The following is a 12,484-nucleotide window of genomic DNA, read 5'->3' as shown; positions in this document are numbered from 1 at the left end:
GAGTACCGCGATGTCCCAGCCGGTGACATCGGCGTCGGCGGCCGCGAGATCGGCTACCTGTTCGGTCAGTACCGTCGTATGGCTAACCAGCACGAGTCGGGCGTTCTCACCGGTAAGGGCCTGACCTGGGGAGGTTCCCTGGTGCGCACCGAAGCCACGGGTTACGGCTGTGTCTACTTCACTGAAGAGATGATGAAGGCCAACGGTGCCGACATCAGCGGCGCCAAGGTTATCGTCTCCGGTTCCGGTAACGTCGCCATCTACGCCATCAAGAAGGCTCAGGAGCTCGGCGCTACCGTCGTCGGTTTCTCTGACTCCTCCGGTTACGTCTCCACCCCGAACGGCGTCGATGTCGAGCTGCTGCAGGAAATCAAGGAAGTTCGTCGCGCTCGCGTCTCCGAGTATGTCGCTGAGGCTGAGGGCGCTGAGTTCCACGAGGCCGGCAACATCTGGGAGCTCAAGGCCGATGTCGCACTGCCGTGTGCAACTCAGAATGAGCTGAGTGGTGAGTCCGCTAAATTGCTGGTCGACAACGGCTGCCGTTTCGTCGCCGAGGGCGCAAACATGCCGTCCACCCCGGAGGCTATCGATGTGTTCCAGGCCAACGGTGTCCACTTTGCGCCGGGCAAGGCCGCTAACGCCGGTGGTGTTGCTACCTCCGCACTGGAGATGCAGCAGAACGCGACCCGCGATTCCTGGTCCTTCTCCTACACCGATGAGCGCCTGAAGCGCATCATGACCAACATCTTCAAGAACTGCGAGACCACCGCAGCTGAGTACGATCACGACGGCAACTACGTGCTCGGTGCCAACATCGCAGGTTTCAAAAAGGTCGCTAACGCAATGCTGGCTCAGGGCGTCATCTAGTCCGCTAAAGATTCCGCTTTACGACGGATCCCCGGAGACCCCGCCTGTCGAGTAGGCGAAAAGTCCACGCTGTAAACTCCCTCCCATGGAGTTATCAGTGTGGGCTTTTGTCTTTATCGTGGCAACGATTTTCATCGGGGCACTGATGCAGCGAATAGCCGGCATGGGACTCGGCCTGCTGGGAGGCCCGGTTCTCTCACTGATTGCAGGTCCCGTAGCAGGTATTTTGATTATCAACGTGCTCGCCACCGTCAATGCGGTCATGCAGACCATCTCGGTGCGGGAAAACGTCGACTGGAAGAAATTCTGGCTGATCGGTCCGGTGATGGCCTTAGGCGCGCTGCCAGGCGCTTGGGTGGTCCACAACACTCCGAGTGGGCCACTCCAGGTCTTGGTCGGTGGGCTAGTGTTGCTCGCGCTGCTGGTGACCTCTTTCATGCCGCAGCGCATGCGTGTCGACGGCCCACAGTACGCCGTCGCCTCAGGCGTGGCCGGAGGCTTTATGAATACCCTGGCCGGCATTGCCGGCCCTGCTATCACCGTCTATGCACAGGCATCTCGTTGGCCGGCGCAGACTTTTGCAGCCACGCTGCAGCCGCTTTTCTTTGTCTCCGGTGCGCTGTCTTTGGCGTTCAAGGAGCTCAGCGCTGACGTCTCTGTCTTCGCCACCACACCGGTTATGCTCTGGCCGCTGTGCCTGATTGCCATGATTGTGGGTATATTTTTGGGCACTCGCATTTCTCGGCGAGTGCCCATTATGCAGGCGCGAAAGCTCGCGGTCATCCTGGCTACCACTGGCGCGGCGGTAACCCTGATTCGCGGTATCTCCGCAACTTTTGGTGGCTAGGCTTGCTGTTTGACCCGCCAGCCTTTCCTTGCTCTTACTTCCACGGCTCTTACTTCAACAGGGATGACAGGAAGTTGCGGGTGCGCTCGTGCTTCGGGTTACCCAGCACCTCATCTGGGGTGCCCTTTTCCACGACCACGCCGTCAGCCATGAACACGACCTGGTCGGCGACTTCGCGGGCAAAGCCCATCTCGTGCGTTACGACGATCATGGTCATACCCTTATCGGCCAAACCACGCATGACGTTGAGAACTTCACCTACGAGCTCCGGGTCGAGAGCGGAAGTCGGCTCGTCGAAGAGCATCAGTTTCGGCTCCATGGCCAGTGCGCGAGCAATGGCAACACGCTGCTGCTGACCACCTGAGAGCTGGACAGGGTAGGCATCGGCCTTGTGTGCCAGCCCAACAGTCTCCAGCAGCTCCATGGCACGCTTTTCAGCCTGTTCCTGAGAGACACCTTTTACCAGCACTGGTGCCTCGGTAATATTCCCCAGCACTGTACGGTGCGGAAACAGGTTGAAGTTCTGGAACACCATGCCGATATCGCGACGCTGGCGCGCAGCTTCTGCGGCGGAGATTTCGTAGAGGCTGCCGTTTTTCTCACGGTAGCCAATCAGGGAACCGTCGACATAGAGGCGACCGGCATTGACCTTCTCTAGGTGGTTGATGCAGCGCAGCAGCGTGGACTTACCGGAACCAGAAGGGCCGATGAGGCAGGTGACCGTACCGCGTGGAACTTCCAGGTCGATGCCCTTGAGGACCTCGAGACGACCGAAGTTCTTACGAACCTTTCGCGCCTCAACCATCAAATCTTTGGTAGTCATTTACTGCGGATCCTCTCGGTAGAAGTGCTCTTCGTCCTTATCGACAACACGAGCATTTGCAAGCGGCACACCTTCGGCGTCGGCAAGCGCGGCCAGCTGACGGGCGGTGAGCTGACGTGTGGCGCCGCGGGCGAAGTAGCGCTCAAGGTAGAACTGGCCGACCATCAGAATCGAAGTGATGACCAAGTACCATGTGGCAGCGACGAGCAGCATCGGCACCGGTAGGAACAGCGCGTTGGCGATGTCCGTGGAGCGGCCGTAGAGCTCCAGCGAGAATGGCACCGCGATGACCAGGGAAGTGGTCTTTAGCAGGGAAATGAACTCGTTGCCCGTCGGCGGGATGATGATGCGCATGGCCTGCGGCAGGATGGTGCGGCGGACGGTCTGCCACCAGCTCATGCCCAGTGCCTTCGATGCCTCGGTCTGGCCCTCTGGGACAGCCTGAATGCCGGCACGGACAATTTCAGCCATGTACGCGGACTCGTTCAGTCCGAGACCGACGAATGCCAACACGAAGGTGTTGGAGAGGATGGTGCTGAGATCGACCTCGGTCACGCCCAGGTTAATTGTTGAATAGATGGTGCCGAGTAGACCCCAGAAGACCAGCTGCACGTAGACCGGAGTTCCTCGGAAGACCCACAGATAAATCCAAGCAACGGTGGACAGCACAGGGTTTTCTGACATGCGGAGCACGGCGATGATAGCACCGCCGATGATGCCGATAAGCATGGCTAGGACAGTCAGTGCAATGGTCCAGCCAGCGGCAGCGGCAATTCGCGTGTCGAACAGGTACTGGAAGTAGACATCCCAGTGGTAGGCCTCGTTGCGGGCGGCACTGATGACGAACCACAGGAAGAGCAGCAACAGGACAGCTGCGGTGATCCAGCGACCCGGGTGCGGCAGTGGTTTTGCCTTAATTTCTTCGTTGAGTTCCGCCTGTGTGGCCTCGTAGCGGGCGCCAGACGCAGATGAGTCGCTCACTTAAAGTTCCTCTCCGTTAATTGTGGCGCGTTCCAAAGCACCGTCTTCCAAACCCCATGTGGTCAGGATTTCCTTGTACTGGCCGTTGTCAATGAGGTACTGCAGTGCCTCCTGCAGGAGCGGGCCGAGTTCCGAATCCTTCGGAATGGCGAATCCGAATGGGGCACTGTCGTAAATGTCGCCAGCGAGCTCCAGCTTGCCTTCAGAGCGGTTGACTGCGTAGGCACTGACTGGGGAGTCGGCGGCCAATGCATCCGCACGGCCCAGCACCACAGTGGTAGCGGCAGTGCCGGCGTCCTGGTAGGCCAACTTATCGATTGGCGGCAAACCGCGATCCAGGCAGTCCTGGTTCTTTACCGGCAGGTCGTCCATATCCGCGACAGTATTGCGCTGAACGGCAACAGTCTTACCGCAGTAGTTATCAGAGCTGGCGTCGCTGCCTGGGCGACGTGCCCACTGCAGGCCGGTATCCAGGTAGTCGACGAAGTCGTAGGTCTTGCGGCGCTCCTCGTTCGAGGTGAAGCCGGAGGCGCCGACATCAACTGCGCCGGCCGACAGTGCTGGCAGAATCAGCGCGAAATCCTGTTCCTGGATTTCCAGTCGTAGATCCAGGACGCTGGCAATAGCCCGCATGAGATCAATGTCGAAGCCGATGATGTTTCCGGCGGAATCCTTAAACTCTGCCGGGGCGAAGGTGGGGTTGGTGCCGATGCGTAACACTTCGCGTTTACGAAGATCTGCCGGGACCTGCTTCGCCAGTTCGGGGACCGCTGCCGGTTTGATCTCCGACCAGCCCTCGGGGTTACCGCTTTCGTCATTGGTGACGCAGCCTGTAAGCCCTAAGAACAAGGTCGCAGTCAGCGTGGCAGCCGCCAATGCGATGGGTCTTTTCATATCTGAATATGTTACCCAGGCTCAGTAATTCCTTAAATTCCGGTACCCCTATTCAGCTGCAGCAAACCCAGAGCCGGTGACGTCGAGCGGACCGGCCGCGCCGGATGCCGGGTCACTCAGTGCGGCATCGCGGACAGCCTTCGCCACAGCCGGCATGACGCGCGGATCCAGCGCCGACGGGATAATGCGGTCGGCACTCAGGTCTTCGACGCCGACACTTGCAATGGCTTGGGTGGCGGCCAGCTTCATGGTCTCGGTGACGCGCTTGGCGCCTGCCTCCAGTGCACCACGGAACAGACCCGGGAAGGCCAGCACATTATTAATCTGGTTCGGATGATCCGAGCGGCCGGTGGCGACCACTGCGCCGTACTTGCGAGCGATTTCCATCGGAATTTCCGGAATCGGGTTGGCCAGCGAGAACAGAATCGGGTCAGCGGCCATCTGGCTAATCGCATCCTCGCCGATACGGCCGGCAGAGACGCCGATGAAAACGTTAGCGTCGACAAGCGCATCGTTGATCGAGCCGGTGATGCCGCGGGGGTTGGTCATGCCGGCGACCCACTGCTTGATGTCGCTCAGCGGCTCGCGGTCCGGGTGGATGATGCCGCGCGAATCGACGACAACGATGTCGGACACGCCAGCGGACAGCAGCATCTTCGTCGCAGCGACACCAGCGGCACCAGCGCCGGAGATGACCACGCGGAGATCCTGGAAGCTGCGGCCTGTCAGCTTGCAGGCGTTGATTAGGCCGGCGGCGATGACGATGGCAGTGCCGTGCTGGTCATCGTGGAAGATCGGGATGTCGAGCTCTTGGTCGAGACGCTGCTCAATCTCGAAGCAGCGGGGCGCGGAGATGTCTTCGAGGTTCACACCGCCAAACGACGGTGCCAGCGCCTTGACCGTCTGGATGATTTCCTCCGTGTCGAGGGTATCCAGGACGATTGGCACTGCGGAGATACCGGCGAACTGCTCGAAGAGCTGGGCCTTTCCTTCCATAACTGGCAGTGCAGCCTTGGGGCCGATGTCGCCGAGGCCAAGCACTGCGGTGCCGTCGGAGATTACCGCGACGTTCTGACCGGTCCAGGTGTAGGTGCGGGCCAGGGCCGGATCTTCGTGGATGGCCTCACAGACGCGGGCGACACCTGGGGTATAGCCGATGGAGAGGTCGCGAATCGTCTCGAGCTTCATGGTCGAGTGCGAGCGGAGTTTACCTCCGCGGTGTGCCTCAAAGATCTCCGCATCAGTGATGGTCGACGGATCGGTGGGGGCGGTGTCCTCCGGTACTGCGTGAAGCGGCGTCTTAGCGGAGTTCGCGTTCGCAGTGTGGTCGGAGGAGCTAGAGGAAGAATTCGCAGCAGGCATGATGACAGTCCAAAACGTGTTGAGTACTGAGTACCGTGTTGAGTACTGAGTACTTTGTACTTTGAGAAAACTCGACCGCGGCGAGAGCTGCTGGTGGGCAGCGCGCAAAGCCGGGAGCAAAGCCTGGCAGGTGATACGTAGTGGTGTGCGTAAAAACTAATCCAGTCTTGCTATACGGGATTGGTATCTCATTATATGGACGGTGGGGTGGAAAATAAAACCGGCGGTTGGGGAGCGGGGGCGGAACCTTTCTGCTGAAGCTCAAATTGCGCCACTTCGCGCCCTATAATCAGAATTCAATCGATTGAAAGGTCCATTTCGTCCCATGCAAGATCAGACCAAGCTCATCCACTCCGGCTACGTTCCAGGTAATAAAGACCCACGTCAGGTGCCGATCATTCAGTCGACGACCTACACGTTCGACTCTTCCGACGACATCGCTGCGGTCTTCGACGAGCCAACTCACGCACTGATTTACTCCCGCTTCGCCAATCCAACGGTTATGGCCGTCGAAGAGAAAATCGCCGACCTTGAGGGCGGCGCCGCAGCAATGGCTACTACCTCCGGCCAGGCGGCAACTGCACTCGCAATCATGAACCTTTGCTCCGCGGGCGACTCGTTTGTCACCTCGTCTGAGATTTACGGCGGTACCTCCAACCTCTTCGCTACCACGCTGAAACGCTTCGGTATCGAGGCAATCTTCGTCGATCAGAATGCCTCCGAGGAGGAAATCGCCGCAGCATTCAAGCCGAACACCAAGGCGCTATTTGGTGAAATTATTGCCAACCCGGCGATGAGCGTGCTCGATGTCGAGAAGTTCGCCCGCATCGCCCACGGCCAGGGGGTACCGCTGATCGTCGACAGTACCTTCGCCACCCCAATCCTGTGTAAGCCCATCGAGCACGGCGCAGACATCGTCGTCCACTCCACTTCTAAGTACATGGACGGCCACGCAATCCAGGTTGGCGGCGTCATCGTCGACTCTGGCAAGTTCGACTTCACCAACGGCAAGTTCCCCGACTTTACCGAGCCCGACGAGTCCTACCACGGCGTTATCTACACCAAGGACTACGCCGTCGCGCCGTTCGTCATTAAGGCGCGCATGCAGCTACAGCGCGACTTCGGTGCATACCCAGCTGCTCACTCTGCCTTCATGCTGAACCAGTCGCTCGAAAGTCTCGACGTCCGCATGCGTCGTCACTGCGAGAACGCACTGAAGGTCGCCGAATACCTCGAATCGCGCACGGATTTGCTTAACGACGTTCGTTACCCCGGCCTGAAATCTTCTCCATACTACGAGCTTGCTCAGAAGTACCTCGACGGAGCTTCCGGTGTGGTCACGATTGATCTCAAGGGTGGCCGTGAAGCTGGTACGACCTTCATGGATGCGCTGAAACTGGTGACCCGTCAGGTGCACGTGGCCGACTCTCGTTCCTGCGTGCTGCACCCGGCTTCCACCACGCACCGCCAGGTTCCGGATGAGCAGCTGCCGGCGGTGGGAATCACCCCGGGTCTTGTCCGACTGTCCATTGGTTTGGAAAACGTTGACGATATTATTGCCGACATCGAGCAAGCACTGGCCAAGGTTGAAAGCTAGTTTGTCGAGAGTTTAGCCAGGTCTGATCCCTGTTTGGCGGGGTAGGGCCTGGTTTTTCTTACCTTCAGCGGGGGCGTATAGTTCGTGAATCGAAAATGTTTTTGTAGTGCGGAGAATCGGATCCGGGGTTGCTGAGATAGTTCCAACTGACGACAGAGAGCTGTTCGTTTATTGCAACTTCTACGTAGGAGGCTTCTTACGATGTCCGATTCCACTTTCCCTCAGAACCCGCAGGGCCCACAGAACTCGTATGGCCCCGAGGGGTCATATGGTTCCCAGAATCCGTATGACTCCCAGAATCCGCAGGCTTCGCTGGGGCAGCAGTCCTACCAGCACAACCCGCAGGATCCGCTCGGCCAGCAGCCCTACGCTCAGGGTTCGTCGGCGGCTGGGCAGGTGCCTCCGGCTCCGAAAGAAAAGAAGAAGGGTGGCTGCTTCAAGTGGGGTGGTATCGCCGCGGGTGCTGTCGTGGTCCTAGCCGTGGCGGCCAGCTTGACTGGTGGCGGCGATGCCGATTCGAGTGCCGATTCTGAAGCTGCGGCTCTCTTTGGTTCGGATACTGCAGTTGCGGCTGATTCTGGCTCTGTTGAGAATGCCGATATCGCTGAGAATCCTGAGGCGGCTGTAGAGGAGCAGCAGGGCCAGGCGGAGGAGCAGGAAAAACAGGAAAAGCAGGAAGAGAAGGTTCCGACCGAGTACAAGAATGCTCTCCGCAAGGCCAAGAGTTACTCGGATTTGATGCACATGTCCAAGGCCGGCATCTATGACCAGCTGACCTCGGAGTATGGCGAGAAGTTCTCGCCGGAGGCTGCCCAGTATGCAATGGACAACCTTGAAGTGGACTGGAATAAGAATGCACTGGAAAAGGCGCGCTCTTACCAGGATTCGATGGCAATGTCCCCGGATGCGATTTACGATCAGCTGACGTCGGAATATGGCGAGCAGTTTACCCCGGAGGAAGCTCAGTACGCGGTGGATAACCTGTAGTTTCTGAGTGTGGCTGAGTGGTGGTACGTAATTGTGAGATATGAACTTTGCTGACTACTGAAATCACCAAAAATGGTTGCTGAGGCGGAAGCGTGATTAGAGATATCGGAGAGTTGCGTGCAGTTGTTGCAGCTCATGCGGGAAAAGTGTGGATCAGATTGCCGATTATGCATATTTCTCTAATGGCTCGTGGATGATTGGTGCTGCTGAAGGCGAGCCTGAAGGTAGTCCAGCTTATTTATTAACTGCTGGAGGAAAATGCATTAAGAAGACACACCAAGATTCACCAGAGATTGATGAGTTCATATCTCGTGCAGTCAAGATGACCAAATGAGTAGTCGTTAATGAAAATAGCCGTGAAAATGCTGCAGTATGGGCCGGATAATACCTTTTATAAAATGTGCCGTACGGAGTTTGGTTACCCGCTAAAATCTCCAGGTAGCGGCACATCCGAGGTAAGAAAGGGAGGGAAAATCGTATGGCACTAGATGATGTTATGCCGATGAAGGTGACGTACATCGACCCTAGCCGAGTTCTCCCCGTTGACAATGAAATCGAGTACGAAGCATTTGACGCGGTAGCCGACAAGATTCTCTCGCTGGTTAGTGAAGCTAGCCGCAAAGACGCACTGGAAGATTACGAAGATGGTGGATATCCCGCAAGTGCTTTGTCGTCAGTGCTAATTGCTATCGAGGTTCCCTTACCTCGAAGTGCTGTTGACGTTATTCGGTCATACATCCCGAAGTTGGATGAGTTCAATGGTGACTGGTTTCGCGTTGAGGAAGCGCTTGACAACGCGATTGAGCGCTGCGGAATTGATGAGTCCACATAGTTAGCAAACCAGTTTCTTAACCCCGTTCCACTTGAACTGCTCCCCACTAGGCGGTAGCTGATTTCTCAGTCCAACTAATGGGGAGCAGTTCAAAAGCCTAGTGAAAGTGGGTTTTAAAATTGTGCCCTCGGCGAGACTTGCGCGAAACAGTCGGCGGTCTGGCGAGGTTTCACGACATCTGCCGATGCGTAGGTATCGAAGTCAAAGATGATTCGCAGTTGCCGCAGATTAACAGGGGATTTCGAAGAGCCCTGGAAGGAGGCAGGCAACAAGGCCAAGTTCGATGAGTTGATTAAATGTCGGCGTGCGGCGGCCTGCGGAAGAAGATTGGATACCAACGTTAAGGCAATCCAGAGATGGAAGTTCGACAGGGGAATGGTGAATAGGTCGATTCCTTACAACCATATTCACCAATGGAAGGTACGTGGAAAGTCGATCTGGGGGGAGTTCCAAATCATGCGACCTTGCTGATATGGCGGAGCATGTTTGCCGGAATCGGAAACACTTGCGTCAAGTCGACAAGATGTTCTTTCCTTCAATACCAAAACATGTATTGGCCTCGTGGCTGGGTAGTGCTGGCGGAGTTCATGCAGTAATTGATGAACCTGAAGTTTTCGCTACAAGAGCAAGTACGGGGTATTACTGACGAAGCAAGTAATAGTTCCTCGGGGTAACGAACTCGATCTGGTTGTCCAGCTGGCTCCGGCCAAGCCGACGAGCGGATATGACCTCAAAATTACGAGTGTCTTTTTCCGCACGAGGAGAACGCGTACGCGGAATTGACGAAGATGGAAACATACGGGAGGTGACCTTCAACGATGGGTATCGTTTCGTTGTGTCAGAAGATCGAGAAGGAGTCTAGCCCGCGGGTGCAGTTCGACCGGCTGCATGGAGCAGGCGGCGACCTGACCCTCGAAATCTTCCTCAACGATCTCGTCGACGCCCGAGCTCATGTGCCTGAATCTCTCAAGCGTGAGTTCCTTATGACCTGGGCCGATGAACCAATCGTCTTCGATGCAACCCCGGGGGAAGGGGAAGAGGGCGTTACTCACGACCTCGTTGTCGAGTTCGCCGCGATGGACCCGGTAATCGACCTCGGCCCGAACTGGACCTGATCAAAATCACGCCCTAATCAGCCCGGCCGCCCCACTACGGGGCGCGCCGGGCTTCGTCATGGAAGGTCCCGCCCGTGGTTGGCAACCGGTTTCGAAAACTGGCATGGGGCGTCACGGCGTCGGGGTTCGATTCCTCGGCCTTCCGCGACCCCACACCCAGGTTGGTAGCGGAGTTTTCTTATGGCTAAGAACAGGTCTCCTAGACGGGTAGTGCAGGGTGCAATTCCTTGTATGGCCACGGCATTGACCCCATATTCCGCTGGCTGGCTCTGTGGGGTTTTGCGTACGCGAAGTGTTTTTCTCCCAGGAGGGGAAAACAGATTTATGTCTACGAATGAAGCGGCCGCTGATGTACCGGCTTCCGGTTCCATGCCAAATGCTCCGGCGCAGGCTGAACCTGCTCGCGAGGATCACGGCGCGGAAGAGAAGCAGGAAATGACCATCGAGGATTACAAGTCCGCGTTGGACAAGGTTCGTCGTGAGGCGGCGAAGTATCGCACGGAGAATAAGGAGCTGCGCCCGTTGGCGGAGCGCGCTAAGGAAGCTGAAGAAGCTGGCAAGAGTGAGCTGCAAAATGCCCACATGGCACAGCTCGGTTTAGAAGTAGCCCGGCACGAATCCAAGGCTACGGCCCCCACGCCACCTACGACGCACTGGCTAGAGCCGCCGGCTTTGGAGAGAAACCATCAAACATCATCCTCGAGCTCGTTGACGATGAGACCAAGGAACTCATCAAGAAATCCGTAGCGGCCTTTGCATTCCCCAATCATCGCCAGGTCATCGAGCAGATGAGCGCACGCCTGACCCGCACCCTCATGCGCCACACCCTCAACGCCGGCCGACAAGCAGTCGCAGACACCGCACGGCTCGGCAGAGTCCGCAACGCAACAACCAAACGCCCAATCGGACGCCGAATCGGCTACGCCCGAGTACTCACAGGACGAGAATCCTGCGCTTTCTGCGCAATGCTCGCCTCTCGCGGTCCCGTCTACTCAGAAGATACCGCCACGCGCCGGACTGATGGGCGTCGTTATCACGATGGGTGCGACTGCCGGGCGGTTCTTGTTATTGAGGGACAGCCATGGGCAGGGGAGGAAGAGTATTACCGTCTGGAAGCAGCGTGGCGAGAAGCAACATGGGAAGACGGAAAACCAGCTAATGATCAGTGGAATCGATGGAAAGAGTTCGTGTCCGCTGATGGGTTAACTGCAACAGGTGAAACTGGGGCGGCACCACCAAAGCTTGGGCACTTGTCGAGAAAGCGCTCCAAAACGACGATTAACTCAGCGATCTCAGGTGCCAATCCCACAGGAGATGAAAAGAACTGCATCCGATGCGTTAATGCGTGGGCATTAAGAAAACTCGGTTACGATGCTAAGGCTGCACCGGGAGAATATTCAGTTCCACGTGAGATTCGTAAAGGGCGGACATCAGCGGAGCACGCTGCTTCACTATGGCGGGACGAAAAAGGGAACTCGCCTATATGGGAAACCGCAGCAAACGATGATGGTGCCCTCCGATGGCATGAAGTCCGCCATCAAATGGAGGAAAAGTATCCTGTCGGGGCGTACGGCTTTATACGTGCGAGTAAACCGGGCGCTGCATCTCACGTGATGGCCTGGGAGCGATGGGAAACTGGTATCGTGATAATTGATTCCCAGGTAAACACTATCGGTGATGAATCATACTTGTCCCGTTCTGTTGCCGATTCTGTGAGATGGGTCAGAATTGATGGATACCGTCCGGGGTTGGCAGTCATTGATGTAGTGGAGGGTGCATAGCATGGATAGTTATCGTGAAGCTTTTGACTGTGTCATGAGCGAGCTTCCCTCAGCGCATCCGGCCGACTCTGGTTATGAAACGGATAGTATGTTTATTCTTCCCCCAGAGGAACCTGAGGAGGAGGGCAGTCCGTTCTATTTCGTAAGCAAAAAGGACTCGAGTGTGCTTTCACTCGGATCCGGGGCGTGGCGGAAGATTGATCAACTCATGGCTGACCCATCTCGCCGTCCCGCATCAATTGGGACTTAATTAAAAGCCATGGAGTAGCCACATTTTGCGGGGGGGGGTGTCCCTATGTTTTTGTCAAGTGTCAGGCCGATGTTGGCGAGTACAGTCTTGGGGGTAGTTTCTTAGGCGTGCCTAGGAGCCGGCCAGCGTGTGCTGGTCGGCTTCGTCT

At 57.0% G+C, this 12,484-nt stretch carries 12 protein-coding genes and 1 pseudogene; 9 read left to right on the top strand and 4 right to left on the bottom strand.

All coding sequences use genetic code 11. The features are described 5' to 3' along the window. A pseudogene (locus tag Q0U90_RS10685) lies at positions 1-867 on the top strand (glutamate dehydrogenase); the annotation flags it as partial. Between the two features lie 85 nt (positions 868-952). After that, entirely contained in the window at positions 953-1,714 is a 762-nt protein-coding gene (locus Q0U90_RS10680; RefSeq protein ID WP_297454841.1) for a sulfite exporter TauE/SafE family protein, read from the top strand. A gap of 49 nt (positions 1,715-1,763) precedes the next feature. Here the strand turns inward: Q0U90_RS10680 and ehuA are convergent, their stop codons facing one another. From ehuA to Q0U90_RS10660, 4 genes are read right to left on the bottom strand one after another with little or no spacing between them, the layout of a single operon-like run. Further along, entirely contained in the window at positions 1,764-2,537 is a 774-nt protein-coding gene (gene ehuA / locus Q0U90_RS10675) for an ectoine/hydroxyectoine ABC transporter ATP-binding protein EhuA (RefSeq protein WP_297454838.1), read from the bottom strand. Further along, positions 2,538-3,518 (bottom strand): amino acid ABC transporter permease, encoded by a 981-nt coding sequence (locus Q0U90_RS10670; protein WP_297454835.1) that lies wholly within the window; start codon positions 3,516-3,518, stop codon positions 2,538-2,540. It lies immediately after the preceding gene. After that, the gene (locus tag Q0U90_RS10665; protein WP_297454832.1) at positions 3,519-4,412 is read right to left on the bottom strand and encodes an ABC transporter substrate-binding protein; all 894 of its coding nucleotides are present in this window, start codon (positions 4,410-4,412) and stop codon (positions 3,519-3,521) included. 48 nt (positions 4,413-4,460) lie between these two features. Beyond that, entirely contained in the window at positions 4,461-5,774 is a 1,314-nt protein-coding gene (locus Q0U90_RS10660) for an NADP-dependent malic enzyme (protein ID WP_297454829.1), read from the bottom strand. Positions 5,775-6,099: 325 nt separating this feature from the next. On the opposite strand from Q0U90_RS10660, the gene Q0U90_RS10655 reads away from it, so the two are divergent. The 7 genes from Q0U90_RS10655 to Q0U90_RS11650 all read left to right on the top strand — a co-directional run bounded on the left by Q0U90_RS10655 (position 6,100) and on the right by Q0U90_RS11650 (position 12,086). Continuing rightward, positions 6,100-7,371, top strand: coding sequence for an O-acetylhomoserine aminocarboxypropyltransferase/cysteine synthase family protein (locus tag Q0U90_RS10655; RefSeq protein WP_297454826.1), 1,272 nt, complete (start codon positions 6,100-6,102; stop codon positions 7,369-7,371). 201 nt (positions 7,372-7,572) lie between these two features. After that, positions 7,573-8,358, top strand: coding sequence for an Ltp family lipoprotein (locus Q0U90_RS10650; RefSeq protein ID WP_297454824.1), 786 nt, complete (start codon positions 7,573-7,575; stop codon positions 8,356-8,358). Between the two features lie 148 nt (positions 8,359-8,506). Next, positions 8,507-8,692 carry a hypothetical protein gene (locus Q0U90_RS10645; protein ID WP_297454822.1) on the top strand — a complete coding sequence of 62 codons (186 nt, stop codon included), beginning with the start codon at positions 8,507-8,509 and terminating at the stop codon, positions 8,690-8,692. Positions 8,693-8,836: 144 nt separating this feature from the next. After that, entirely contained in the window at positions 8,837-9,190 is a 354-nt protein-coding gene (locus Q0U90_RS10640; protein ID WP_297454820.1) for a hypothetical protein, read from the top strand. 818 nt (positions 9,191-10,008) lie between these two features. Continuing rightward, positions 10,009-10,305: a hypothetical protein gene (locus Q0U90_RS10635; RefSeq protein WP_147291876.1), complete on the top strand. Its 297-nt coding sequence runs from the start codon at positions 10,009-10,011 to the stop codon at positions 10,303-10,305. A 324-nt stretch (positions 10,306-10,629) separates the two neighbouring features. Next, positions 10,630-11,052 (top strand): hypothetical protein, encoded by a 423-nt coding sequence (locus tag Q0U90_RS10630; protein WP_297454814.1) that lies wholly within the window; start codon positions 10,630-10,632, stop codon positions 11,050-11,052. A gap of 41 nt (positions 11,053-11,093) precedes the next feature. Then, the gene (locus Q0U90_RS11650; protein WP_366516653.1) at positions 11,094-12,086 is read left to right on the top strand and encodes a toxin glutamine deamidase domain-containing protein; all 993 of its coding nucleotides are present in this window, start codon (positions 11,094-11,096) and stop codon (positions 12,084-12,086) included. Positions 12,087-12,484 lie beyond the last annotated feature (398 nt).

This window comes from uncultured Corynebacterium sp., from assembly GCF_946998835.1.
Taxonomy (GTDB): Bacteria; Actinomycetota; Actinomycetes; order Mycobacteriales; family Mycobacteriaceae; genus Corynebacterium.
Note: the sequence above shows the minus strand (reverse complement) of the source record. Positions and strands in the feature narration are given on the sequence as shown.